Source organism: Streptococcus pseudopneumoniae (assembly GCF_001072665.1).
In the GTDB taxonomy this organism is placed as follows: Bacteria; Bacillota; Bacilli; order Lactobacillales; family Streptococcaceae; genus Streptococcus; species Streptococcus pseudopneumoniae_S.
Genome location: NZ_JVJI01000098.1, coordinates 1 through 23,964, shown reverse-complemented (window position 1 = coordinate 23,964; position 23,964 = coordinate 1). Strand labels below are relative to the sequence as shown.

The 23,964-nt window shown below is 41.9% G+C and carries 21 protein-coding genes; 7 read left to right on the top strand and 14 right to left on the bottom strand.

The genetic code is table 11. From position 1 onward, the window contains the following. Window positions 1-89: 89 nt before the first annotated feature. The 10 genes from yidD to ADH52_RS05245 form a co-directional block, all read right to left on the bottom strand. Entirely contained in the window at window positions 90-326 is a 237-nt protein-coding gene (gene yidD / locus ADH52_RS05290; protein WP_049510486.1) for a membrane protein insertion efficiency factor YidD, read from the bottom strand. After that, window positions 326-1,048 carry a pseudouridine synthase gene (locus ADH52_RS05285; RefSeq protein ID WP_049510485.1) on the bottom strand — a complete coding sequence of 241 codons (723 nt, stop codon included), beginning with the start codon at window positions 1,046-1,048 and terminating at the stop codon, window positions 326-328. The genes yidD and ADH52_RS05285 overlap by 1 nt, the downstream gene beginning before the upstream one ends. Then, window positions 1,035-1,604 carry an SMC-Scp complex subunit ScpB gene (gene scpB / locus ADH52_RS05280; RefSeq protein WP_020903100.1) on the bottom strand — a complete coding sequence of 190 codons (570 nt, stop codon included), beginning with the start codon at window positions 1,602-1,604 and terminating at the stop codon, window positions 1,035-1,037. Before scpB ends, ADH52_RS05285 begins: the two co-directional genes overlap by 14 nt. A gap of 18 nt (window positions 1,605-1,622) precedes the next feature. Beyond that, window positions 1,623-2,351 carry a segregation/condensation protein A gene (locus ADH52_RS05275; protein ID WP_049510484.1) on the bottom strand — a complete coding sequence of 243 codons (729 nt, stop codon included), beginning with the start codon at window positions 2,349-2,351 and terminating at the stop codon, window positions 1,623-1,625. Next, window positions 2,351-3,085 carry a site-specific tyrosine recombinase XerD gene (xerD, locus tag ADH52_RS05270; RefSeq protein WP_342585560.1) on the bottom strand — a complete coding sequence of 245 codons (735 nt, stop codon included), beginning with the start codon at window positions 3,083-3,085 and terminating at the stop codon, window positions 2,351-2,353. Before xerD ends, ADH52_RS05275 begins: the two co-directional genes overlap by 1 nt. Beyond that, window positions 3,082-3,543: a cyclic-di-AMP-binding protein CbpB gene (gene cbpB, locus ADH52_RS05265; RefSeq protein WP_000560716.1), complete on the bottom strand. Its 462-nt coding sequence runs from the start codon at window positions 3,541-3,543 to the stop codon at window positions 3,082-3,084. Before cbpB ends, xerD begins: the two co-directional genes overlap by 4 nt. After that, window positions 3,540-4,061, bottom strand: a complete 522-nt coding sequence (locus tag ADH52_RS05260) for a metallophosphoesterase (protein WP_049510482.1) — start codon at window positions 4,059-4,061, stop codon at window positions 3,540-3,542. Before ADH52_RS05260 ends, cbpB begins: the two co-directional genes overlap by 4 nt. After that, a complete protein-coding gene (locus ADH52_RS05255; RefSeq protein ID WP_049510481.1) occupies window positions 4,055-5,008 on the bottom strand; it encodes a nucleoside-triphosphate diphosphatase in 954 nt (317 codons plus the stop codon). The genes ADH52_RS05260 and ADH52_RS05255 overlap by 7 nt, the downstream gene beginning before the upstream one ends. Next, entirely contained in the window at window positions 5,005-5,799 is a 795-nt protein-coding gene (gene racE / locus ADH52_RS05250) for a glutamate racemase (RefSeq protein WP_033684754.1), read from the bottom strand. The genes ADH52_RS05255 and racE overlap by 4 nt, the downstream gene beginning before the upstream one ends. Window positions 5,800-5,998: 199 nt before the next feature. Next, window positions 5,999-6,247, bottom strand: a complete 249-nt coding sequence (locus ADH52_RS05245) for a YneF family protein (RefSeq protein ID WP_000364990.1) — start codon at window positions 6,245-6,247, stop codon at window positions 5,999-6,001. A 329-nt stretch (window positions 6,248-6,576) separates the two neighbouring features. Here ADH52_RS05245 and ADH52_RS10985 point away from each other — a divergent pair, with 329 nt between their 5' ends. Then, window positions 6,577-11,850 carry an SIALI-17 repeat-containing surface protein gene (locus ADH52_RS10985; RefSeq protein ID WP_080977878.1) on the top strand — a complete coding sequence of 1,758 codons (5,274 nt, stop codon included), beginning with the start codon at window positions 6,577-6,579 and terminating at the stop codon, window positions 11,848-11,850. A gap of 53 nt (window positions 11,851-11,903) precedes the next feature. Here ADH52_RS10985 and mraY read toward each other — a convergent pair whose 3' ends face one another. Genes mraY through rsmH form a run of 4 tightly spaced genes read right to left on the bottom strand, consistent with a single transcriptional unit; the run spans window position 11,904 to window position 16,419 of the window. Then, window positions 11,904-12,884, bottom strand: coding sequence for a phospho-N-acetylmuramoyl-pentapeptide-transferase (mraY, locus tag ADH52_RS05235; RefSeq protein WP_049510480.1), 981 nt, complete (start codon window positions 12,882-12,884; stop codon window positions 11,904-11,906). A 1-nt stretch (window position 12,885) separates the two neighbouring features. Continuing rightward, a complete protein-coding gene (gene pbp2X, locus ADH52_RS05230; RefSeq protein ID WP_049510479.1) occupies window positions 12,886-15,138 on the bottom strand; it encodes a penicillin-binding protein PBP2X in 2,253 nt (750 codons plus the stop codon). A gap of 3 nt (window positions 15,139-15,141) precedes the next feature. Next, window positions 15,142-15,459 (bottom strand): cell division protein FtsL, encoded by a 318-nt coding sequence (ftsL, locus tag ADH52_RS05225; protein WP_049510478.1) that lies wholly within the window; start codon window positions 15,457-15,459, stop codon window positions 15,142-15,144. A 9-nt stretch (window positions 15,460-15,468) separates the two neighbouring features. Further along, the gene (gene rsmH, locus ADH52_RS05220; RefSeq protein WP_049510477.1) at window positions 15,469-16,419 is read right to left on the bottom strand and encodes a 16S rRNA (cytosine(1402)-N(4))-methyltransferase RsmH; all 951 of its coding nucleotides are present in this window, start codon (window positions 16,417-16,419) and stop codon (window positions 15,469-15,471) included. A 166-nt stretch (window positions 16,420-16,585) separates the two neighbouring features. On the opposite strand from rsmH, the gene ADH52_RS05215 reads away from it, so the two are divergent. The 6 genes from ADH52_RS05215 to ADH52_RS05190 form a co-directional block, all read left to right on the top strand. Next, window positions 16,586-16,780, top strand: a complete 195-nt coding sequence (locus ADH52_RS05215) for a helix-turn-helix transcriptional regulator (RefSeq protein ID WP_001082471.1) — start codon at window positions 16,586-16,588, stop codon at window positions 16,778-16,780. 15 nt (window positions 16,781-16,795) lie between these two features. Beyond that, the gene (locus ADH52_RS05210) at window positions 16,796-17,338 is read left to right on the top strand and encodes a DUF3278 domain-containing protein (protein WP_004256387.1); all 543 of its coding nucleotides are present in this window, start codon (window positions 16,796-16,798) and stop codon (window positions 17,336-17,338) included. Between the two features lie 10 nt (window positions 17,339-17,348). Then, window positions 17,349-17,684 (top strand): hypothetical protein, encoded by a 336-nt coding sequence (locus ADH52_RS05205; protein ID WP_004256384.1) that lies wholly within the window; start codon window positions 17,349-17,351, stop codon window positions 17,682-17,684. Between the two features lie 26 nt (window positions 17,685-17,710). Continuing rightward, on the top strand, window positions 17,711-18,289 hold the full coding sequence (locus ADH52_RS05200; protein ID WP_000711238.1) for a DUF3278 domain-containing protein: 579 nt from the start codon (window positions 17,711-17,713) through the stop codon (window positions 18,287-18,289). Continuing rightward, on the top strand, window positions 18,286-18,762 hold the full coding sequence (locus tag ADH52_RS05195) for a glutathione peroxidase (protein WP_049510476.1): 477 nt from the start codon (window positions 18,286-18,288) through the stop codon (window positions 18,760-18,762). Before ADH52_RS05200 ends, ADH52_RS05195 begins: the two co-directional genes overlap by 4 nt. Before the next feature lie 336 nt (window positions 18,763-19,098). Next, window positions 19,099-23,964 (top strand): alpha-L-fucosidase (locus ADH52_RS05190; RefSeq protein WP_049510475.1); only part of this gene is annotated, 4,866 nt, incomplete at its 3' end.

The window sequence follows — 23,964 nt, the reverse complement described above, 5'->3', positions numbered from 1 at the left end:
TTTACCACTTTTTATAGGAGAAGGATAGCGGGAATCATCATTCCAGATAAAACTACTTGTGAAAAAACGAATCACCATTGTAATTCGTTTTATTTATGATTCCGTTTAAGGGAAAAGTGGTCTGGGACGGGGTCCTTACCTGTTTTCGACCAGGGGTGGCAACGTAAAATCCGAGCCAAGCCCATCAAGACACCCTTGAAGCCATGTTTTTCAATAGCCTGAATCATATAGTTTGAACAGGTAGGCTCAAAGCGACAAGAGGGTGGAAAGGCTGGGGAGATAAAACGTTGGTAAAAGCGCACAGGCGCTATTAAAATTCGTTTCATTATTTCTTGGTTACAGCCATGGTGTGTAGTTGGCTGATTTCTTTTTTATTAAGACGACGGGATTCTCCTGGACGGAGTCCTGTCAAGTCTAGATGTCCAAAACGGGTCCGTGACAACTTGTCTACTTGAAGACCGACAGCTTCAAACATCTTTTTAACCTGATGGTTACGCCCTTCATGGATGGTCAACTGCACCACAGAGCGGTTTTTAACTAGATCCACTTTGAGAATTTCATAAACAGCTGGCTTGGTTTTCTTACCATCAATCTCAAGTCCACGGGTCAAGGGGCGGAGATTGTCCTTATTGGCCACACCTTTAACACGCGCAACATAAACCTTATCAATCTCATTACGGGGGTGAATCATCTCATCCGTAAAATCCCCATCATTGGTCAAAATCAAAACACCTGATGTATCCCAGTCCAAACGACCTACAGGGTAGATGCGCTCCTTCACGTTGGGCAAGAGGTCGACAACCGTCTTACGCCCCTTGTCATCTGTCACACTGGAAATGACACCGCGTGGTTTGTTAAGCAGATAATAGACCTTTTCTTCGTTGTAGATAGGTTGACCTTCAACTTCGACCTTGTCGCCTGACTTGATAGTCGTTGCTAGTTCACGTACCACTTGGCCGTTAACCGTCACCAAGCCTTGCTTGATCAGCTCTTCTGCTTTTCTCCTACTGGCCACACCTGCGTGGGCAATATACTTATTGATTCTCATCTTCTTCTATCCTTTCACCAAATAATTGGCTTTCTTGGGCTTGAATCTCAAGCTCATCAATCACTGGTAATTCTTCTAAATGGTTTATCCCCATGTAATCTAGGAAATAATCCGTAGTCACATAGAGGTTGGGGCGCCCCAACACTTCTTTTTTTCCGTCTTCTCGTATCAAGTCAAAGGCCTGCAACTTTGCCAAGGCCCCACTCGAGTTGACCCCACGGATAGCATCAATTTCTATCCGTGTGATGGGTTGTTTGTAGGCAATGATGGACAAGGTCTCAAGGGCAGCCCGAGACAAGCTCTGGTTGATAGGCGCCTTGGAATATTCCTTCAAAATCTCTGAAAACTGAGGCTTGGTCACCAATCTATAAGCTCCCCCTGTCTCAATCAGAGCCAAACTGGAATCTGGGTCCTTTTCATACTTCTGTGCTAATTTTTCTAAACTCTGTTGGATGCCTGTCGGTGGCAGAGAGAGGAGTTCAGCTAACTGGCGGACTCTAATCCCATCTTCACCCGCTACAAACAAGAGCGCTTCTATTTTTGCTAAAGTACTCATCTTTCCTCTCTATCAAGTCTAGCTTTGGGCCACTTGACTTTCTTCCTTCTTTTCCATGAGATAAATATCTCCGAAACTCTCCTCTTGCACGAGGATCAACTCCTGGGTTTTGATTAACTCTAGGGTTGCCAAAAAGAGAGTAATGACCTCTTGGAGATTCTGGGCTTCCTTAAACAAATCCTGCAAGCGCAATTGATCTCGTCCAGTCAAGGACTCTTTTACGATGACCATCATATCCTCAATCTTATACTCATCCCGCAAGATAGTCGTGTGATTCTGTGCAAACTCCTCTTTTTTCTTGGCTAGGATATTTGAAAAAGCCAAAAAGAGGTCAATGGTCGTCTTGTCATGAACAAGCTCCGCATCTTCGTAAATCAACTCTGTCGGCGCTTTGGAATAGTGCTGGGCCCGTTCTTGGTGCTTGGCTTCCAAGTGCTCTCCCAAGAGCTTGAACTTGCGGTATTCTTCGATTTGGGAAAGAAGATCCTGCTCCAGATCATCCTCCAAGTCTGTCACTTCCGCTACCTTTGGAAGGAGTTTACGGCTCTTGATTAGCATAAGCTGACTGGCCATAACCATGTACTCCCCCGTCACTTCCAGACGCATAGCCTGCAGGGTTGAGACATAGGCTAGATACTGTTCGATGACTTCCGTAATGGGCACATCATAGATATCCATCTGATACTTAGAAACCAGATGCAAGAGCAAGTCCAGGGGCCCTTCAAAATCTTTTAGTTTAATATCCATTATCTATATTTTTCTAAGGTCAGGACTGTTTTTAATCCTAATTTTTTTGCAATTTCGTACAAATCGACCTTGTTTTCTATTTGTCGTAGAATGAACTGTTCCCGCAAGGCTTGGGCCGATAAGGCTGGAAAACCTTTCTCCTTGACAAAAGACTCTAGCTGACGGAAGGCCCACTGACGGGAATAGACTTTCCCTCCCCTTTCAAAGAGGTAGGTCTGGCCCATCAAGGGTTCCAACTCTGAAAGCAAGGTTGTAGGAATGGTGACAATCCTCTGTTGGGAAACCTTCTTGATTCGCAACACTTGAAAATCCAGATTGATATCCTCAACCTTGAGAGCTAAAATCTCACTCGGCAAGAGCCCCATTTCTAGGATTAAGAGCGCTAGCAAGCGACCCTCTGGATAGTCGCTTTCCTGCCAAAAAGAGGCTAGGTTTAACAGTTCTGGCTTTTCGGTCTTCTTTTCAGCTTGTTTAGCTAATTCCAAGCGGTAAAAACTATCCACTTCTCCTTTTTGATAGAGAAAGTAGAGAAATTGGTTACAGGCCGAAATCTTTCGCTTCTGGGCGCTGATTTTTAGATTGGCTAGTTGGGCTTGGTAAATCTTGAGACTGGTATCAGAAATCCGCTCGCCTACAATGTCTAAAAATTGCTCCAGATCATACTTATAGGACTGCTTGGAATTGGCAGACAAGCCCTGCTTTTCCTCTAAAAAATCTGAAATTCTGTCTCTCATTTGCATCGAATCTCATATTCCTTACTAAAGTCATGCAAGAGGGCATTCACTGCCTTGAGGATAGACTTGCGCGTGATGATCCCTTGGAAAATCCCTGACGCATCTACAACAGGCAAGAAGGACTCATCTACCAGCTTGTGCAAGACCTCCGTAATGGTAAAATCAGGCGAAACAACCGCTACATCCGTTTTGGTCATATGAACAATATCCGTATCTGCCATGATTTCTTGACTCAAGTCATGCTCCATCTGATAAGCCATAATATCTCTGAGCCCAATCGTCCCAACAAACTGTTTTTCATCTGTCACAACAGGAACACGGGTATAGGTCATCTGACTAAGCAAGAGGGTTGCATGATCCGCATTGTGGGTATCAATCAACACGGCTAGATTTTCAGCAGGGGTCAAAAAAGTTTCTTCCTGCCCCAACAAGAAAGTCTCAAACTCCTTGGCAATCATCGGCTAAACTCCTTGGACAAGCTCGGATACACCTCGTGGTCTCGTGTCAAAAAGTCCACTTTAAAATAACTGTCATCAATCTCCACACGAGCATAGAGACATTCTCTGATAGTCCCACGTGGTTGACTGATGGAACCTGGATTTAGAAAAAGAGTCTTTCCTTCCATCCAAGCATTTGGCACATGCAAGTGACCATAGAGGCAGATATCGGCTTTTTCTTCCTGAGCCCAGTAGTCCAACTTTTGAAAGTTGAAATTGATGTCAAACAGGTGTCCATGGGTTTGGATAATCTTGGTCGAACCAAGCTCAGTCACCAAACGTTCTGGGTAGCCGGCGTAGAAGTCCATGTTCCCTTTAACAACACGGATGCCTTCCCAAAGGGGAGAATCAGGACGCAGTTCAGAATCGCCGTTATGAAAAACGGCATCAACTTTGCCTACATAGCGATCACGGATTTCTTCCACAATCAAGCTATCGCCATGAGAATCGCTCATTACAATGATGGTTTGCTTTACCATGATGGAAATACCTCCAAAAGTTTCTTAACGGCTAAGGCACGGTGAGATTGACTATTTTTTTCTTCAAGGGTTAATTCAGCTGATGACTTGCCTGTCTCTCCTACAAGGAAGAGAGGATCATAGCCGAAGCCATTTTCACCCTTAGGTTCAAAGTTAATGTAGCCTGGCCAGTCTGCTTCAACAACCAAGCTTTCCTTGTTTGGACTGGCCACGACTAGGGTTGTATGGAATTGAGCCGAGCGGTCCTTGAGTTCAAAGACCATGGCCAATTCGTGCAAGAGCTTGGCATTGTTTTCACGGTCAGTAGCTCCCACTCCTGCGAAACGAGCTGACCAGACACCTGGCAAGCCACCAAGGACATCGACTTTGAGACCTGAGTCATCTGCCAGAACCATCTTGCCCGTTAATTGAGAAATAGTTTCTGCCTTGAGGCGGGCATTTTCTTCAAAGGTCATGCCTGTTTCTGCTACTTCCGGTAGGTCAGGATAGTCATTAAGATTTTCCACATCGTAGCCTAGCTTGTCAAATATAGCTCGGAATTCCTTGGTCTTGCCTTCGTTACGAGTCGCAATCAATAAGGTTTCTCTGACCTTGCTTGTCTCAAAGAAGTCATGAACATCAACACCTTCTTTAGGCAATTCTACATGCAAGAGTTGCCCATTTTCAACCAAAAGCAAAGCTCCCTGACGTTGGATGACTTCCACATTTCGTCCCATTTCTTGGTTGAGGATATCTACCACAAAAGACAATAAACGGTAGAGAGAACCATAGCGTAAAACAGTAACAGAAACAGGAAAACCTCGATCCTCATCTCGAAATCTTTGGGCAAACTCCAATAGAGGAAAATCCAAGTCATCATCCGTCAACGTCCGGACGCCACCAAAAATACCATAGGACCCGACATACCAGTCCTGGTCATCCTTATATTCATAAATTTTATTTGTCATAATTCTACATGCTCCACATGAATCTCTTTTTCCAGCCATTCTTCACCAATTTGTGCAAAACTTTGGCTGCTGGCTGTTGTGTAAAAACGGTGATGGAGTGGTCCAGCATCGCGACCACGATTGATTTCAAAATAATTAAGTAAGACTGAGATATCCCGTACGCACTCTGCTCCACTATCGATGAGCTGAACCTTGGGTCCCATGACATTTTGAATAATAGGTCTAAGGAGTGGATAATGGGTACAACCCAAAATCAGGCTATCCACCTTTCCAACCAAGGGACGCAGGGTTTCATAGACCACTTTCTTGGTGACACTGGTTGACAGAGCACCAGACTCCACCAAGGGAGCAAACTTGGGACAGGCCAAACTCTCCACCTGTAAATCCGGATCCAGATCGTTGATTTTCTGACGATAGATGTCAGATTGGACCGTCATGGGCGTTCCAATCACTCCGATTTTCCCACCTTGGCTGGACTTGATGGCTGCCGAAGCTCCTGGCAAAATCACACCTAGAACAGGAATGTCTAGTTGAGCCTTGATTTCTTCCCAGACGACTGCAGTCGCAGTGTTACAAGCAATGACAATCATTTTGACATCCTTGGTCAAGAGAAAGTTGACCAGCTGCCAAGTATATTCACGAATTTGCTCAGCAGGACGGGGACCATAGGGCGCCCGCGCCGAATCTCCAATATAGACGATTTCTTCATGGGGAAGCTGGCGCATAAGCTCACGCACAACAGTCAAGCCCCCGACACCCGAATCCAAAAAACCAATTGGTCGATTATCCATACAGTCTTCTTTCTAGTCTTTTTTCTGATTGATAGTTCATTATGATTACCTGTCTTTAAGAACTGAAGAACAACTTCATCAACAACTATCTCTCTTAATCATAATCAAATATCAATAGAATGCAAGGAAAAAGTCTCATCCCTAAACCATAGCCAACATAGTGAGAAGTCTGGAACTTTCATCCCAGACTTTTCCTTATTTATTTTTTCTTCTTATTGTTAGCAAGGGCTGCCTTTTGTTGGCGGATGATTTGGTGGTAAACTTGTTGTACCTTGGCTTCGCTTGGTTTTTGACCATTTGCACTCAAAAGAGTACGAACTGCTTCAGCATTCAAACGTGGGTTGTCAGCGAATTCTTTTTCAATTTGCTTACGAACCAAGTACATTCCCCCAAGAGCTCCTCCTAGAAAAGCTAGCACAATCAATACAATTGCTAAAAGTAAATCCATCATATTTCTCCTGTTTCTTTTTGAGTCTCTTTCATTATACCATAAACTAGCCACCCTGACTAGTTTGTTTTACGCTTTCAGAGATGAGTAAGCTGTAATTAAAGTTGGCTTATTGTTCTAGTCAAAACTAGAAAGAATATAAAAAATACACTCCCTTACTATTCGTTTCCTCCACTTTTTTAATACAAAACAATATCAAATATATATCCTTCTCAAATCCTCTTGACAACACTTCATTAGCTGGTAAAATTAGATTAACAATACAATATAGAAACAAAAGTTCGCCTCATTGAAAATAAAAGCGCTTTTAATTAATAAAGGAGGTTTCTATGGAAAAAATTTGGAGGGAGAAATCCTGTCGCTACAGTATTCGAAAGCTAACAGTTGGCACAGCCTCTGTTTTGCTTGGAGCGGTTTTTCTAGCTAGTCATACCGTCTCTGCTGATACTATTGAAGTACAGCAAAACGAGCCTGCATTAGAGAAAACTACAGTTAAGACAGACACTATAACAAAAGCAAGTGAATCAACTGAGCATACACAGCCAAACGTGCCAATTGATCATACAAAACCAGTTCTAGCTAATAATAGTTCTTCTGAAAGTAAACCCGCTAATGCTGATGTTACTTCTGCTACAACTAACCAAGCAAGTACTGAAGTTATTGTAAAACCTAATGAAAATAAGGAAACCGAAAAACAAGAACTACCTGTGACAGAACAAAGCAACTATCAGCTAAACTATGATCGACCAACAGCTCCTTCCTATGATGGCTGGGAAAAACAAGCACTCCCAGTTGGGAATGGTGAAATGGGTGCTAAGGTTTTTGGTCTCATCGGCGAGGAGAGAATCCAATACAACGAAAAAACTCTTTGGTCAGGTGGACCGCGTCCCGACAGTACCGACTATAATGGAGGAAACTATCAGGAACGGTATAAAATTTTAGCAGAAATTCGTAAGGCTCTTGAAGACGGAGATCGCCAAAAAGCCAAACGATTAGCTGAACAAAATCTAGTTGGACCAAACAACGCCCAGTATGGACGTTATCTAGCCTTTGGTGATATCTTCATGGTCTTCAATAACCAGAAAAAGGGGCTGGATACAGTTACAGACTATCACCGTGGTTTGGATATCACAGAAGCCACTACTACAACTTCTTACACCCAAGATGGAACGACCTTTAAAAGAGAAACCTTCTCAAGTTACCCTGATGATGTCACCGTGACCCACTTGACCCAAAAAGGGGACAAAAAACTTGATTTTACAGTTTGGAATAGCTTAACAGAAGATTTACTTGCTAACGGAGACTACTCAGCGGAATATTCTCACTACAAGAGTGGCCATGTTACGACAGACCCAAATGGTATCCTACTAAAAGGTACAGTCAAAGATAATGGCCTCCAGTTCGCATCCTATCTAGGAATTAAAACGGACGGAAAAGTTACTGTCCATGAGGATAGTTTAACAATCACAGGAGCTAGCTACGCTACGCTTTTACTCAGTGCCAAGACTAACTTTGCTCAGAATCCAAAAACAAACTATCGCAAAGACATTGACCTCGAAAAAACAGTTAAAGGCATTGTAGAAGCAGCTAGTGGCAAAGACTACGAGACACTTAAAAAGAACCATATCAAAGACTATCAAAGCCTCTTTAACCGCGTCAAACTAAACCTAGGTGGAAGCAATGCTGCTCAAACGACAAAAGAGGCCCTTCAGACCTATAACCCAACAAAAGGGCAAAAACTGGAAGAACTCTTCTTCCAATACGGACGTTATTTATTGATTAGTTCATCTCGTGATCGGACAGATGCCCTTCCTGCCAACCTACAAGGAGTCTGGAATGCCGTAGACAATCCACCTTGGAACGCTGATTACCACCTCAATGTCAACTTGCAAATGAACTATTGGCCAGCCTACATGAGCAATCTAGCTGAAACTGCCAAGCCAATGATCAATTACATTGACGATATGCGTTACTATGGCCGTATCGCTGCTAAGGAATACGCCGGTATCGAATCCAAAGATGGACAAGAAAATGGCTGGCTGGTTCATACCCAGGCGACACCATTTGGCTGGACTACCCCTGGTTGGAATTACTATTGGGGTTGGTCGCCAGCAGCTAATGCTTGGATGATGCAGAACGTTTATGACTACTATAAATTCACCAAGGATGAGACTTATCTCAAAGAAAAGATCTATCCAATGCTCAAGGAAACTGCTAAGTTCTGGAACTCCTTCTTGCACTATGACCAGGCCAGCGACCGTTGGGTATCTTCTCCATCCTATTCACCTGAACACGGTACTATTACCATTGGAAATACCTTTGACCAATCACTAGTCTGGCAGCTATTCCATGACTACATGGAAGTTGCCAACCATCTGAAAGTCGACCAAGACTTAGTCACAGAGGTCAAGGCTAAATTTGACAAACTCAAACCACTTCACATTAACAAAGAGGGACGCATCAAGGAATGGTACGAAGAAGACAGTCCACAATTCACTAATGAAGGCATTGAAAACAACCACCGTCACGTTTCCCATCTGGTAGGTCTCTTCCCAGGTACGCTCTTTAGCAAGGATCAGGCTGAATACTTAGAAGCTGCGCGTGCTACCCTCAACCACCGTGGAGATGGTGGTACTGGTTGGTCTAAGGCCAATAAAATCAACCTCTGGGCTCGTCTCTTAGACGGTAACCGTGCTCATCGCTTGCTCGCTGAACAGCTCAAATATTCAACCCTAGAAAACCTTTGGGATACGCACGCACCTTTCCAAATAGACGGAAACTTTGGAGCAACCAGTGGGATTGCAGAAATGCTTCTTCAATCACACACTGGCTACATTGCACCATTGCCAGCCCTTCCAGATGCTTGGAAAGACGGTCAGGTTTCTGGTCTGGTTGCTCGTGGTAACTTTGAAGTCAGCATGAAGTGGAAAGATAAAAACCTGCAAAGCTTGTCCTTCCTTTCAAATGTCGGTGGAGACCTAGTTGTAGATTATCCAAATATCGAAGCCAGTCAGGTTAAGGTTAATGGTAAATCAGTCAAAGCAACTGTTCTTAAAGATGGCCGCATTCAACTGGCAACACAAAAAGGTGATGTCATTACCTTTGAACATTTCCCTGGTCGTGTAACCAGTCTGACAGCAGTTAGACAAAATGGAGTCACTGCCGAACTTACCTTCAACCAAGTAGAAGGCGCTACCCACTATGTTATCCAAAGACAAGTGAAAGACGAATCTGGCCAAACCTCTGCAAGCAGAGAGTTTGTGACCAATCAAACCCATTTTATCGACCGTTCACTCGATCCTCAACTCGCCTACACTTATACTGTTAAGGCTATGCTGGGTAATGTTTCTACACAGGTATCCGAAAAGGCCAATGTCGAAACCTATAACCAATTGATGGATGACCGTGATAGCCGAATCCAATACGGTTCTGCCTTTGGAAACTGGGCAGACTCAGAATTATTTGGAGGAACAGAGAAGTTTGCCGACCTTTCACTAGGTAACTATACAGATAAAGATGCGACAGCAACCATTCCTTTCAATGGTGTTGGCATTGAAATCTATGGTCTCAAATCATCTCAATTAGGAATCGCTGAAGTCAAAATCGATGGTAAATCAGTCGGTGAACTGGACTTCTATACTGCAGGTGCAACTGAAAAAGGTAGCCTTATCGGTCGCTTCACAGGATTGTCAGATGGTGCTCATGTGATGACTATCACTGTAAAACAAGAGCATAAACACCGTGGCAGTGAGCGCTCCAAAATTTCCTTAGACTACTTTAAAGTTTTACCTGGACAGGGAACAACCATTGAAAAAATGGATGACCGCGACCCTCGCATTCAATACGGATCTCAATTCAAAGATTGGAGCGACACTGAATTATATAAGAGCACAGAAAAATATGCGGACATCAATAACGCCGACCCAAGTACCGCTTCAGAAGCTCAAGCAACCATTCCATTTACTGGAACAGGTATTCGAATTTACGGACTCAAAACATCCGCTCTCGGAAAAGCTCTCGTGACACTAGATGGCAAAGACATGCCAAGTCTAGACTTCTACACTGCTGGCGCTACCCAAAAGGCAACCTTAATTGGAGAATTTACTAATCTGACCGATGGTAATCATATTTTGACATTGAAAGTTGATCCAAATTCACCAGCAGGACGCAAGAAAATTTCTCTAGATTCATTTGATATCATCAAAGCCCCTGCTGTTGGTATAGATAGTCCAAGTATCGCACCACTTAAGGAAGGGGATAAAAACATCTCTTTAACTCTTCCAGCTGGAGATTGGGAAGCCATCGCTGTGACCTTCCCAGGCATCAAAGATCCACTCGTTTTACGCAGGATAGACGATAATCATCTAGTTACGACTGGAGATCAGACTGTCTTATCAATTCAAGATAATCAGGTACAAATCCCTATCCCTGACGAAACCAATCGAAAAATTGGAAATGCGATAGAAGCTTATTCTATCCAGGGAAATACAACAAGCAGTCCTGTCGTAGCTGTCTTTACCAAAAAGGATGAGAAGAAGGTTGAGAATCAGCAGCCAACTACAAGCAAGGGAGATGACCCTGCTCCTATTGTAGAAATTCCTGAATACACTAAGCCTATCGGTACAGCAGGACAGGAACAACCCCCTGTAGTAAATATTCCTGAGTATACTAAACCTATCGGCACAGCTGGACAGGAACAACCGCCTGTAGTAAACATTCCTGAGTACACTAAACCTATCGGTACAGCGGGACAGGAACAACCGCCTGTAGTAAACATTCCTGAGTACACTGAGCCTATCGGAACGGCTGGACAGAAACAACCGCCTACTGTTTCTATCCCTGAATACACTAAACCTATCGGAACGGCTGGACAGGAACAACCGCCTGTAGTAAATATCCCTGAGTACACTCAACCTATCGGCACAGCAGGACTAGAACAACCGCCTACTGTTTCTATCCCTGAGTACACTCAACCTGTCGGGACAGCGGGACTAGAACAACCGCCTACCGTTTCTGTTCCTGAATATAAACTTCGTGTCTTAAAGGATGAAAAGACTAAAGTTGAAATTATTGGAGGAGTGACTGACTTAGAGGGAATTTCTCACATTTCTAGCAGACGTGTATTAGCTCAAGAACTATTTGGTAAGACCTATGATGCTTACGATCTTCACCTTAAAAATTCAACAGATCATAGTTTACAACCAAAAGGAACTGTCTTGGTCCGCTTGCCTATTTCCTCAGCTGTCGAAAATGTCTACTACCTAACTCCATCAAAAGAGTTACACGCACTCGATTTTACTATTCGCGAGGGAATGGCAGAATTTACGACTAGCCATTTCAGTACCTATGCAGTCGTTTATCGAGCTAATGGAGCATCAGCTACTGCAAATCAAAAACCAAGTGAAACAGATATCAAACCATTAGCCAACAGCTCTAATCAAGTTTCATCTAGTCCAGACCTTGTCCAATCGGCAAATCATTCTCCTAAAGAACAACTTCCAGCTACTGGTGAAACATCCAATCCACTACTATTCTTGTTAGGATTGAGTCTAGTCCTAACAGCAACTTTTCTACTTAAGAGTAAGAAGGATGAATCCAACTAACTTTTAACCACACAAAAATCAGGATGAAGATAAGCTTCATCCTGATTTATTTTTTACAGTAGGTATAAAAAGGCTAGTGTCAAAAGACTTGCTAATAGCCCCACTCCCCAAAAGAAGAAGTCGACCTTCCACTCGCTCCAAGGACTTCCCTTACCAGACAATCCTCCAAGCTCAAAATGATGATGCACAGGCGTCATACGAAAAATACGTTTACCACCTGTCAGTTTGAAATAACTGACTTGCATCATAACCGAAGTTGTTTCAAAGACATAAACAATTCCGATAATCAAGAGAGTCCATTCTTGGTGGAGGGCCATAGAGATAGCTGCCAGCATTCCACCTAAGGCCAAACTTCCCACATCCCCCATAAAGACTTTAGCAGGCTTATGGTTAAAGACGAAGAAACCAAGCAAACCACCAATCATGGCAAGAATCACTAGAAGGATATCCATCTGACCTTGCACATAGGCAATAACTCCATAAGCAGACAAGCTAATCACAACGGAAATACTAGCTAGACCGTCAATACCATCTGTCAAGTTGACTGCGTTTGAAAAACCGACTAGCCAGAAAAGAGCGAAGATAATATAGAAAATCCCTAAATGCACTTGGTAGCCAAAGACAGAGAGCATATCGCCCCCACGCTCATAAAAAAGGTAGAAAATGACGCCACCTAGCAGCTGAAGAGCCAATTTCTGTTTGGGATTAAGGCCCTCATTGATCTTTCGGAAGACCTTGAGAAAGTCATCTAAAAAACCAACCAAACCATACAAGACCAAAATAAACAAAACCATACCAACATTATTGGTCAATTGTTTTGAAAAAAGAGCGACGAGGAAACTCACCACAACTGCAGCAATGAGGAAAACAAGCCCCCCCATTGTAGGAGTCCCAGCTTTTGCCTGGTGCTGTTTGACATCCTCATGCATCTGCTGGCCTGTAATTTGCGCCTTTCTATAAAATTGGATAAAGGCCGGAATTCCTACTAAAGTTAGTAAAAATGTCACAATTCCAGCACTGATGGAACTAATCATGTTAATCTCCTAAAGTTAATTTAATTTTTTTAATGTTTTTGATAGCTGTATTGGTCCGAACGTCTTGCTTTTGGACGACGGAACCTGAACCTTCAAATTCTAGCTCAATATCCAACCATTTAGCAAAGGTCTCAGCAGTCTCTTTTTTCCAGCCATACATATCTGGAATTTCTTCTACCTTATCCGATAAAAGGAGAACTTGTTGGTTTGGTGCAAGATTTTTTCCTTCTTCTACAGAAGTCTCTTTAATCTTTGTTCCAGTACCAACAACGATTGGTTGCACAATATTTCGACGTAAGGCTTCCGCCAAATCACCAGGTGAAATATCCTTGATGCTAGGCATTGCATACGAAGATTCTGTCGTCACTTGATCTAAATTCTTAGCTGGAGATTGAAGGTTCAGAGATTCTTTCATCGCTGAAGCCCGCTCCAATATTGGATTGGAAAACTCTCCCAACTGGGCATCTGAATAATGCTCAGGCTGTTGAACCGTTACATACAAGATAAAATCAGGATTTTCAGCAGGATTCATAGTCACAACTGAGAAAATATAATTGGTAGAACCAACCAAGTATCCTCCATTTTTCTCATCAGCGATTTGAGCCGTACCGGATTTAACTGCTACATTTTGTCCAGGAACTGTTATAATTGGCTTTCCTGTGTAGTGATTATACATAGTTCCATATAGAGGGTCCGTCCCAACTAATATCATGTTAGTACGAGTCAAGCTTGCTGCATCTTCAGATACAGGTTTTCCTACAATCTCTTTTTGAGACTTTCGTACAGACTGATTGTTAGTATCATAAATAGCACTTATAAATTTTGGCTCCAACATAACCCCATCGTTGGCAATGGCTGTAAAAGCACGTAGCATCTGGGTCTGCGTTACAGAAATCCCCTGACCAAATGCACTCATGGCAATATCGACAATATTATCTGCAGGCAATTGACCTGAATACTCATCAGTCAGACCAAAACGCGTCGGCACCCCAAACTTAAAGCGGTTTAGATAATCCAACCAAGTAGCATCTCCCATTTTTTGTTCAAGTAGACTCATTCCAACATTACTGGAGTGAGCGAAACCTTGTAAGAAAGTCATCATCCCACCAGTCGTCAAACCACCATTAACATCCCAATCTCGAATTGTCGCATCCGCTATTTTTAATTCACTGCTATTGAAGTATTCTCCACTTGGGAATGTATTATTATCAATAGAAGAAGCTAACGTCATAACCTTCATGGTTGATCCTGGTTCATAGTTACTTTGATAAAGAATATCACGCCAAACAAAGTCCTCAGTGATTCCTTCTTTAGTATCTGCATTAAAGGTAGGTCGTTGGGTGGTAGCGAGGATTTCACCGGTCTTTGCACTGACCAAGGTCGCGGTCATGTACTTACCTTTTACTTTTTCTAGAAAGGCATCCATCTGAGTTTCCATGAAAGATTGTAGCGGACTAGACAATGTTGTATAAACATCCTTGCCATCCACAGTTTGTTGCGATACCAGTTCTGTACCTGGTACGATATTTCCTACACGGTCTTTTTCATAGGTAATAATACCGTCTGTCCCAGCTAGAATGGTATTTAAAGAACTCTCCAAACCAGAAGTCCCTAACAAACTCTTACTACCATCCTCATTTTCATGAAGTTGGGCTAAGCCAATAAAGCTAGAAGCAAATTGTCCATTTGGATAGCTTCTGTTAGGGCTAGTTGTAAAGTCAATCCCTTCCACACTAGCATCTTTCAAATCTTTTTTAATAGCCATCATATTGGCATAGGTAATCCCATTTCCTTTTGCACCAAAGGAAACTTGGGTCAGATTTGGTTGAGCTAATTGCTCTTTCACATAAGCTTCATCCATGTCTAAATACTTATGGAAGACTTCAGCTACCTTATTAAACTGCGAATCCTCTACATAAAGAATTTTTCCAGTTGCTGACTTGTATTTTTTATCAATAACAGCATAGACGTTATAGGAAGTCGCATCTTCAGCAATAGGCACTCCATTTCGGTCATAGATAGTCCCACGTTTGGCAGGAACTGTTCGGGTTGTTTGGTGAACCTTTTTAGCCTCTTTTACCAAGTCAGTACCAAATATATTACCTTTTGCGATAATATAAGCAAAATTGGCCAAAAAGAGGCCGAAAAGGGCAACAGCTAAAAAGCTGAGGTACTTGCCAACTATCCTACGGTTTTTTGCTGGAGACTTACGATTTTTTATCGCAAATCGGGTTATTTTTTCTGTCCATTTCATATCTTACTCCGCTGTTCGGATATTTTCATTATTCAATTTCAAATCTTTTTTATCTGCAATCTCTTTCAAGCGCTCTGAACGAATCAATTCATTCACTTCCTGCTTGGCATCGTCCAGCTCTGTCTTCTTTTCCTCTATCTGCGCATTGATTTTTGTCAAATCACTTTGCACTTGCAAGAGTCGTGTCTGCATAAAGAGAATGCTCACTGCTAAAACGAGTGCCGTAAAAGCGATGGAAAGATAAAAAGCCTTCTCCACACGTGAGAATTTTTTTATACGATTCTGCAAGAATTGACTGGTTGTTTCTTTCTTATCTACCATTTTTCCCTCTTACTTGTGAATTTTTCTGGCCACACGCAACTTAGCTGAGTGCGAGCGGTTATTGGCTTCTAATTCTTCTGCACTTGGCAAGATTGGCTTACGGGATACCAATTCCATCTTGGGCTTGAGATCATCTGGGATGAAAGGCAAACCTTTGGGAACTTCCACAGTTGAAGCTTCCTTGAACAATTGTTTGGTCAAGCGGTCTTCTAGTGAATGGAAGGTAATCACTGAAATTCTACCATCTAGAGCCAACATCTCCATAGCCTGCTGGATGGATTCATCTGCCGCTCCCAGTTCATCATTGACTTCAATTCGAATAGCCTGGAAAATCTGCTTGGCAGGATGGCCCTTCTTCTTGAGCTCCTTGGCAGGTTTGGCCGACTTGATAATTTCTGCTAACTCAGTCGTTGTCTCGATTGGCTTGACTTCACGCGCTTGTTCAATCTTACGCGCAATCTGTTTAGAGAATTTGTCCTCGCCATATTTGAAGAAAATACGAACCAGGTCATGATAGTCATAGTGGTTCACCACTTCATAAGCTGTCAGACTAGCTTCCTGATTCATCCGCATGTCCAGTGGCGCATCCTTTTTATAAGAAAAACCACGCTCACGCTGGTCCAATTGAGGACTAGACACTCCCAAGTCATAACAAATTCCATCAATTTCCTGAACACCAGCTTCGCGCAAACGTGCCTGTAAATGACGGAAGTTATCCTTTATAAAAGTCACCATCCCCTTTTCAATGTAAGGTGCCAAACGTTTTTGCGCATTGTCAATGGCATTCTGGTCCTGGTCAAAGGCATAGAGATGGCCTTTTTCACTTAATTTACTTAATAAATATTCGCTATGGCCTGCTCCACCCAAGGTCGCATCAACGTAAACACCGTCAGGTTTCACATCAAGCATATCAATCGTTTCGTGGAGTAAGACCGTTACATGATGAAATTCTTTTGTCATATCCTATCTATTTTACCACAAATCCGACCAGCTTGCACTAGTCAGACAAATAGGGCAAAAACAAGTAAGATTTCTTTAAGAAATATGTCAAATATGCTTGACATCTATTTCATAGAAGAATATAATATAGTCAAATATATACGACATGAATCAGAAAGGAGACCAGATGAATCGTGTGAAAGAATTTCGCAAGGAACTGGGCATTTCCCAGCTCGAACTCGCCAAGGATATCGGTGTCTCGAGACAAACCATCAATATGATTGAAAACGACAAGTACAATCCAACCCTGGAACTCTGTCTCAATCTCGCCCGTAGCCTCCAAACTGACCTCAACAGTCTCTTTTGGGAGGATAATTTTTAAAAAAGGAGCCAACTCATGAAAAAAGAAACCTTCACTGAAAAACTGATCAAACGCACATACGGTATCTCTGGTCCCCTTGACGAATACAAACGGCGTGAGGCCGATCGTATTGGGAACCAAGTCTTTATCATCCTCTTTTATCTGATGATTTTCGGAAATCTTATTCCACTCCTTCTGGCCTATAAATACCCTCAAGAAGTGGCTCTAATCTATCCTCCTCTGATTCTAGTGATTGCCCTCATCGCTGCTGGCTATGTCACCTACCAAATGAAAAAAACAGGGATTACAGCTATTGATCCAGATATGCTGAATGAGAAAGAAAGCAAGCAACTATACTACCCAGGTCTTAAAGCAGGTTTGTTCTTTGGTCTATGGATGTTTTTTATAACTCCTCTTCTCAGTATACTCATAGGTGAAGGTCAGGACTATTTTCATTCTCTCCTAACTATAAGAAATGGTGTATCAAGCATTCTCGGTTCTATCTTCTTCGGAGCGAGCATACAGTTCCTCATCTCCCGTCGCATTGCAAAAACTAAAAAAGAGCAAGATGAGGATTAGGAGGTGCCCTATGAAATCACTAGTAACTTTACTTACCTATCATCTTTTGTTTGCTTCTCTACTCACCTTCATCATCGTTTCAGGGAACTTGCCAATCTACGATATAGTCCTCCTTCCAGTCTTTGTTCCAGCACTCAACAAAGGATTGACTTATCTAAAGATAGATTCCCAAAAAACGCGCATACTCAACCTAGCACTATGCTTTATGATTCTATCCTTTCTATCCTTACCACAGCTGACGCTCATTTCAAGCAATTGGAAATATTATATACTGCTAACTATCGCCATCCTTTCTTCTATTACTTATCTTTATTATCTCTATCAATTCGTAAAAGAAACAAAATAACATCGTTCATTTAGGAGAAATCACCCATGAAAAAAGAAGACTTAACAACTCGCTTACTTCGAAATTTCTTTCATATCCAAGGGCCTTTTGATGAATGCCGTCAAGAGGTTATCTACAAGGCTTGCGCCCGTTCCATGATCCAAATCTTTTACTCTTCCTTCATTCTCTTCCTATTCTATATTTTGTTCGGAAGCTTTATAGAAATTGTTCGAAATGTTATGCCCTACATCTATTTTGGACTCATTTTGTTCATGAGTATAAAAGCTCAAAAAGCCGTCCAAGAGCTTCATCTTGAAAAGGATGACAAATCAGAAATCATTCTCAAAACCTACAGCAAAGCTCAAATCAAATTCCGAAGCTGGATTGTGTTTATCGGTATTCAGATTGGCTTCTTTACCTTACTCATCTTTCATAAAGTCTTCGTTCAACAGATGTCCCTTTCAGATTTTGGAAAGTTGCTCATGCAATTCGATAAAAGTATTCCTTTCCTGATGTATAGCCTGATTATCGGAAGCATTTTTGGAACCCTGACCTACGGATTTCTATCACTACAGGAGGAGAAAACTCCTAAAAATACCAAACAGAAGGAGAAAAGCAAGCAATGACTTCACTATACGATTTTTCAGTCTTGAACCAAGACCATCAAGAAACTCCACTAGAGACCTATCGTGGTAAGGTTCTCTTGGTTGTCAACACTGCTACTGGATGTGGTTTAACGCCCCAGTACCAAGGACTTCAAGAACTCTATGATCGCTATCAAGAACAAGGTTTTGAGATTTTAGACTTTCCTTGCAATCAGTTTATGGGACAAGCACCAGGCGGCGCAGAGGAAATCAACGCCTTCTGTAGCCTACATTATCAAACCACCTTCCCACGTTTTGCCAAGATCAAGGTCAACGGTAAGGAAGCAGACCCTCTCTATGTTTGGTTGAAAGAACAAAAATCTGGCCCACTGGGAAAACGAGTCGAATGGAATTTCGCTAAGTTTCTCATTGGTCGTGATGGGCAGGTCTTTGAACGCTTCTCTTCAAAAACAGACCCAAAACAAATTGAAGAGGCGCTACAAAAATTACTCTGACTTTTTTTTGAATACATTCTTTCATTCAGTTTAATTCTTGAAAGGATGTATTTTTTTCTTTAAAAAGTGAAAGAATTTCTTTAAATTAGGTTTACTTTCTCTATTGCATTTCTTGGAACAATTTAGTATATTTGTTATGTTAAGGTTTTTAGGTTATTTTAAAGATTAAGATAACAATTTTAATTTTTTTATTCTAAAATGAAAGCGCTTAAACAGAGGGGGTAATTAGTCTCAAACTATTGCACAAAATCTAACTATCGCTAAAGAAAATCGTTTCCAAGTCATACTTGGGCTCAGACAGTAGCTGACTGTCTTGATTCAAACTAGGAGTACATTATGAATCGATACCTTTTTGAAAAAGAGCAAACTTTTAGCATCAGAAAATTAACCGTTGGAGTTGCTTCGGTTATGGTCGGACTCGCTTTTTTTGCATCTGGTACAGCACTAGCTGACGAAGCAAAAATTGAAACTACAAGCTCTCAACCAAATGTAGAAAAATTGGCCGAAGTTGAAAAAACCAAACCAGAAGTCAAAAATGAAAGTCCTGTAATTTCTACACCTCAAGAGTCAGAGAAAGCAGAGAAAGCAGAAAAAACTGTTAAACCAGTAGAAGAGAAGACTGTAGCAGAAACTAAAACTACTGACTTGCTTCCTGAAGAAATCCACGATCAAGCTTATCCTGATGCACCCGTAAAAAACATAGATACTTCAGCAATCGTAGACAAGAAGGATAGTCCTAAAGTTGAGACAGAAAGCATTCTAAAAAACAAGGAAGAACTTCCAAAAGAAGCTGAAAATGGTAATCGTGCAATTATCAACGGTGGTCTAGATTTGAAGCACGTCCCTTATGAAGGACAACCTGCTACTGCTGCTAGTATGATTTACACTATTTACAATGGTGGTTCCCAACGCTATATCGTGTCTGGTTCTGGTATTTTTGTGGCACCAAATGTCATCTTGACTGTTGCCCACAACTTTTTAGAATCAAACCGTGATACAAAAGAAGGACATATTCGAGGCGGAGATTCTGCTAAGTTTTACTATAACCTCGGTTCTAATTCTGCTGTTCGCAATTCTCAACCTGTAACGGGTAATACTACTCTTTTCAAAGAAGAAGATATTCATTTTTGGAACAAGAAAGAATTTGGAAAAGGATATCAAAATGACTTGGCTGCTGTTGTAGCACCTGTTCCTCTTCAAATCGCTAGTCCAAATAAAGCTGCTACCTTTGTTCCCTTGGCAGAAAATAAAACCTATCAACCTGGGGACCCTGTTAGCACGATTGGATATCCAACTGATTCAAGCTCACCTGAGCTCAAAAAACCAATTGTAGCTGGTCAACTTTACAAGGCTGATGGTGTCGTGAAATCTGTTGATAATTATGATGATAAAGGCTCAAAAGGCATCACCTATCATATGACTTCTGTTTCAGGCCTTTCAGGTGCTGGTATTATCAACGGTGATGGTAAAGTAGTCGGTGTTCACCAACACGGCACAATTGAAAACGGCATCCCTGACAAAGACCGCTTCGGTGGCGGAATCGTCCTCTCACCCGAGCAAGTAAAATGGGTAAAAGATATTATCGCTAAATATGGTGTCAAAGGTTGGTACCAAGGTGATAATGGGAAACGATATTACTTTACTCCTGAAGGAGAAATGTTCAGAAATAAAACTGCTGTTATTGGCGAAAATCAATATTCTTTCGATGAAAATGGTGTTGCGACACTCATTAAAGGAATCGATTACGGACGTGTAGTTGTTCAACACGTAGATGAAACTGGTAATCCAATCAAAACTGATGATACTTTTGTTGAAAAAACTGAAGTTGGAACAGCTTTTGATTATAACTTCAAAAAAGAAATCGCTAAGACTGACTTCTATACAAAAAATCAAGAGAAATACCAGATTGTCTCTATTGATGGCGTCGAAATCAACAAACAACTCAAAGATGAGTGGACCTACAACGTCGTCAGCAAAACAGCTCCAGGAACACGGGTCATCAAGGTGGTTTATAAAGTGAATAAAGGTTCATTTGCCATTCATTATCGTTTGAAAGGCTCAGAGCAAGAATTAGCAGATGTTGTTACTGATAATAATGACGGAAAAGAATACGATGTTTCCTTTGTAAACACTTTTGAAGCAAAAGAAATCGCAGGCTACCGCGCAATCACTCCACGCTTAGAAGCCAGCATCCAGCACAAAGGTGTGAATGATGTTGTCTTTGAATACGAAAAAATCTCTGATAGCTCTAAACCGACTTCAACTGTTTTACCTGCTGCTCATCCAGAAGATAAAGAAACAGAAATCGGAAATCACGGTCCCCTTCCAAGCAAGGCTCAACTTGATTATCACAAGGAAGAATTAGCTGCCTTCATCCACTATGGTATGAATACTTATACTAATTCTGAGTGGGGACATGGGAATGAAGATCCTAAAAACTTCAATCCAACTAACTTAGATACAGATCAATGGATCCGTACTCTAAAGGAAACTGGCTTTAAACGAACTATTATGGTTGTCAAACACCACGATGGTTTCGTTATTTACCCATCTAAATATACAAATCATACCGTAGCTGCAAGTCCATGGAAAGATGGAAAGGGTGACCTTTTAGAAGAAATCTCTAAATCGGCTACTAAATACGATATGAACATGGGTGTTTACCTATCACCATGGGATGTTAATAGCCCTAAATATAAGGTAGCTACTCAAAAAGAATACAACGAATACTACCTCAATCAACTAAAAGAAATCCTTGGTAATCCAAAATACGGTAATAAGGGTAAATTTATCGAAGTTTGGATGGATGGAGCACGCGGTAGCGGTGCCCAAAAAGTAACCTACACTTTTGATGAGTGGTTCAAATACATCAAGGAAGCTGAAGGAGATATCGCTATCTTCTCTGCCGAACCAACAAGTATCCGTTGGATTGGAAATGAGCGTGGTATCGCCGGTGACCCTGTATGGCATAAGGTCAAGAAAGCAAACATCACCGAAAATGTTAAGAACGAATACCTTAACCACGGTGACCCTGACGGAGATATGTACTCTGTAGGGGAAGCAGATGTTTCCATCCGCTCTGGCTGGTTCTACCACGATAACCAGCAACCAAAATCCCTCAAAGAATTGATGGATATCTACTTCAAGTCTGTTGGTCGTGGAACGCCACTTCTTCTCAACATTCCACCAAACAAAGAAGGAAAATTCGCAGATGCTGACGTGGCTCGCTTGAAAGAATTCAAAGCGACTCTAGATCAAATGTATGCGACTGACTTTGCCAAAGGAGCAACTGTAACAGCAAGCTCGACTCGTCAGAACCATCTCTACAAAGAAAGCCACCTGACAGACGGTAAAGATGATACTAGCTGGGCTCTTTCAAATGATGCCACAACAGGTAGCTTCACAGTCGATTTGGGACAAAAGAGACGCTTTGACGTTGTCGAACTCAAGGAAGACATCGCCAAAGGTCAGCGTATCTCTGGTTTCAAGATTGAAGTCGAAATCAACGGTCGCTGGGTGACTTACGGAGAAGGTTCAACTGTTGGTTACCGTCGCTTGATTCAAGGCAAGCCTGTAGAGGCACAAAAAATCCGTGTAACCATCACCGGAGCTCAAGCAACTCCAATCTTAACCAACTTCTCAGTCTACAAGACACCAAGTAGTATCGAAAAGACAGACGGCTACCCTCTTGGACTTGAATACCACTCAAATACAACAGCGGATACAGCCGGTACAACTTGGTACAATGAATCTGAAGGTGTTCGTGGCACTTCTATGTGGACCAATCAAAAAGATGCCAAAGTAAGCTATACTTTCACAGGAACCAAGGCCTATGTCGTCTCTACAGTTGACCCAGGTCATGGAGAAATGTCCGTCTACGTTGATGGCCAAAAAGTTGCGGATGTGCAAACTAAGAACACTAGCCGTAAACGCAGCCAAAAAGTATATGAAACAGACGATTTAGCACCTGGCCAACATACCATTACCCTTGTTAATAAAACAGGTGAACCAATTGCTACAGAAGGAATCTACACTCTAAACAATAACAGCAAGGGTATGTTTGAGCTTGAAGCAACTTCTTACGAAGTCGAAAAAGGAAAACCAGTCACTGTTAAAATTAAACGTGTTGGTGGAAGCAAGGGTACTGCTACTGTTCGCTTCATCACAGAACCTGGAACTGGGGTTCACGGTAAAGTTTACCAAGATACAACTCAAGATGTGACTTTTGAAGATGGAGAAACAGAAAAGACTGTTACCATCCCAACGATTGACTTTACAGAACAAGCCGACTCTATCTTTGACTTCAAAGCCAAGCTCACTTCTGTTTCTGATGGTGCTTTACTCGGTTTTGCTACCGATGCAACCATCCAAGTGATGAAAGCTGAATTGCTGATCAAGGATCAAACAAGTTATGATGACCAAGCTAGTCAGTTGGATTACAGTCCTGGCTGGCACCATGAAACCAATTCAGCAGACAAGTACCAAAAAACGGAGTCTTGGGCTTCCTTTGGTCGCTTAACTGATGAACAAAAGAAAAAGACAACTGTCACAGCCTACTTCTACGGTACTGGACTTGATATCAAGGGCTATGTTGATCCAAATCATGGTATCTACAAAGTCTTCCTAGATGGCAAAGAAGTTCCTTACCAAGACGGCATGGGAAATGCGTCGACTATTGAGGGCAAGAAATACTTTAGCGGTCACGCTGCTCAACGCCAAGGCAATCAAACTCTGGTTAGCCTAAAAGGTCTTGATGAAAACTTGCACGCAGTCACCCTTCAACTAGATCCTGATCGAAACGATTTGTCTCGAAACATCGGTATCCAGGTGGATCAATTCATCACTCGTGGTGAAGGAAGTGAACTCTACAGCAAAACACAAATCCTTCAATCTCTCTCTAAATGGAAAGACGACTTATCTAACTTTGATCCAAGTGGTTTGAAAAATACAGCAACTGCACGCCAAGCATTTAAGTCTAATCTTGATAAACTCACTGCACAATTAAGTTCTGATACTGTAAATGTACAAGATGTGATGTCAACAGTCACTGCTTTGCAAGATATTCTTAGCAAAGACGAAAATTACCAAAAACCTGGAGACGAAACAAGTCCAGAACAACCAGTTGAACCAAAACAACCTGAACAGCCTGAAATCAATTACGATAAGGCTATGGCTAGCCTGACTGAAGCTATCGAGAAAAAA

Coding starts and splice junctions, on each gene's coding strand:
- yidD (WP_049510486.1), bottom strand. CDS start 326: ATGAAACGAATTTTAATAGCGCCTGTGCGCTTTTACCAACGTTTTATC.
- ADH52_RS05285 (WP_049510485.1), bottom strand. CDS start 1,048: ATGAGAATCAATAAGTATATTGCCCACGCAGGTGTGGCCAGTAGGAGA.
- scpB (WP_020903100.1), bottom strand. CDS start 1,604: ATGAGTACTTTAGCAAAAATAGAAGCGCTCTTGTTTGTAGCGGGTGAA.
- ADH52_RS05275 (WP_049510484.1), bottom strand. CDS start 2,351: ATGGATATTAAACTAAAAGATTTTGAAGGGCCCCTGGACTTGCTCTTG.
- xerD (WP_342585560.1), bottom strand. CDS start 3,085: ATGAGAGACAGAATTTCAGATTTTTTAGAGGAAAAGCAGGGCTTGTCT.
- cbpB (WP_000560716.1), bottom strand. CDS start 3,543: ATGATTGCCAAGGAGTTTGAGACTTTCTTGTTGGGGCAGGAAGAAACT.
- ADH52_RS05260 (WP_049510482.1), bottom strand. CDS start 4,061: ATGGTAAAGCAAACCATCATTGTAATGAGCGATTCTCATGGCGATAGC.
- ADH52_RS05255 (WP_049510481.1), bottom strand. CDS start 5,008: ATGACAAATAAAATTTATGAATATAAGGATGACCAGGACTGGTATGTC.
- racE (WP_033684754.1), bottom strand. CDS start 5,799: ATGGATAATCGACCAATTGGTTTTTTGGATTCGGGTGTCGGGGGCTTG.
- ADH52_RS05245 (WP_000364990.1), bottom strand. CDS start 6,247: ATGGATTTACTTTTAGCAATTGTATTGATTGTGCTAGCTTTTCTAGGA.
- ADH52_RS10985 (WP_080977878.1), top strand. CDS start 6,577: ATGGAAAAAATTTGGAGGGAGAAATCCTGTCGCTACAGTATTCGAAAG.
- mraY (WP_049510480.1), bottom strand. CDS start 12,884: ATGATTAGTTCCATCAGTGCTGGAATTGTGACATTTTTACTAACTTTA.
- pbp2X (WP_049510479.1), bottom strand. CDS start 15,138: ATGAAATGGACAGAAAAAATAACCCGATTTGCGATAAAAAATCGTAAG.
- ftsL (WP_049510478.1), bottom strand. CDS start 15,459: ATGGTAGATAAGAAAGAAACAACCAGTCAATTCTTGCAGAATCGTATA.
- rsmH (WP_049510477.1), bottom strand. CDS start 16,419: ATGACAAAAGAATTTCATCATGTAACGGTCTTACTCCACGAAACGATT.
- ADH52_RS05215 (WP_001082471.1), top strand. CDS start 16,586: ATGAATCGTGTGAAAGAATTTCGCAAGGAACTGGGCATTTCCCAGCTC.
- ADH52_RS05210 (WP_004256387.1), top strand. CDS start 16,796: ATGAAAAAAGAAACCTTCACTGAAAAACTGATCAAACGCACATACGGT.
- ADH52_RS05205 (WP_004256384.1), top strand. CDS start 17,349: ATGAAATCACTAGTAACTTTACTTACCTATCATCTTTTGTTTGCTTCT.
- ADH52_RS05200 (WP_000711238.1), top strand. CDS start 17,711: ATGAAAAAAGAAGACTTAACAACTCGCTTACTTCGAAATTTCTTTCAT.
- ADH52_RS05195 (WP_049510476.1), top strand. CDS start 18,286: ATGACTTCACTATACGATTTTTCAGTCTTGAACCAAGACCATCAAGAA.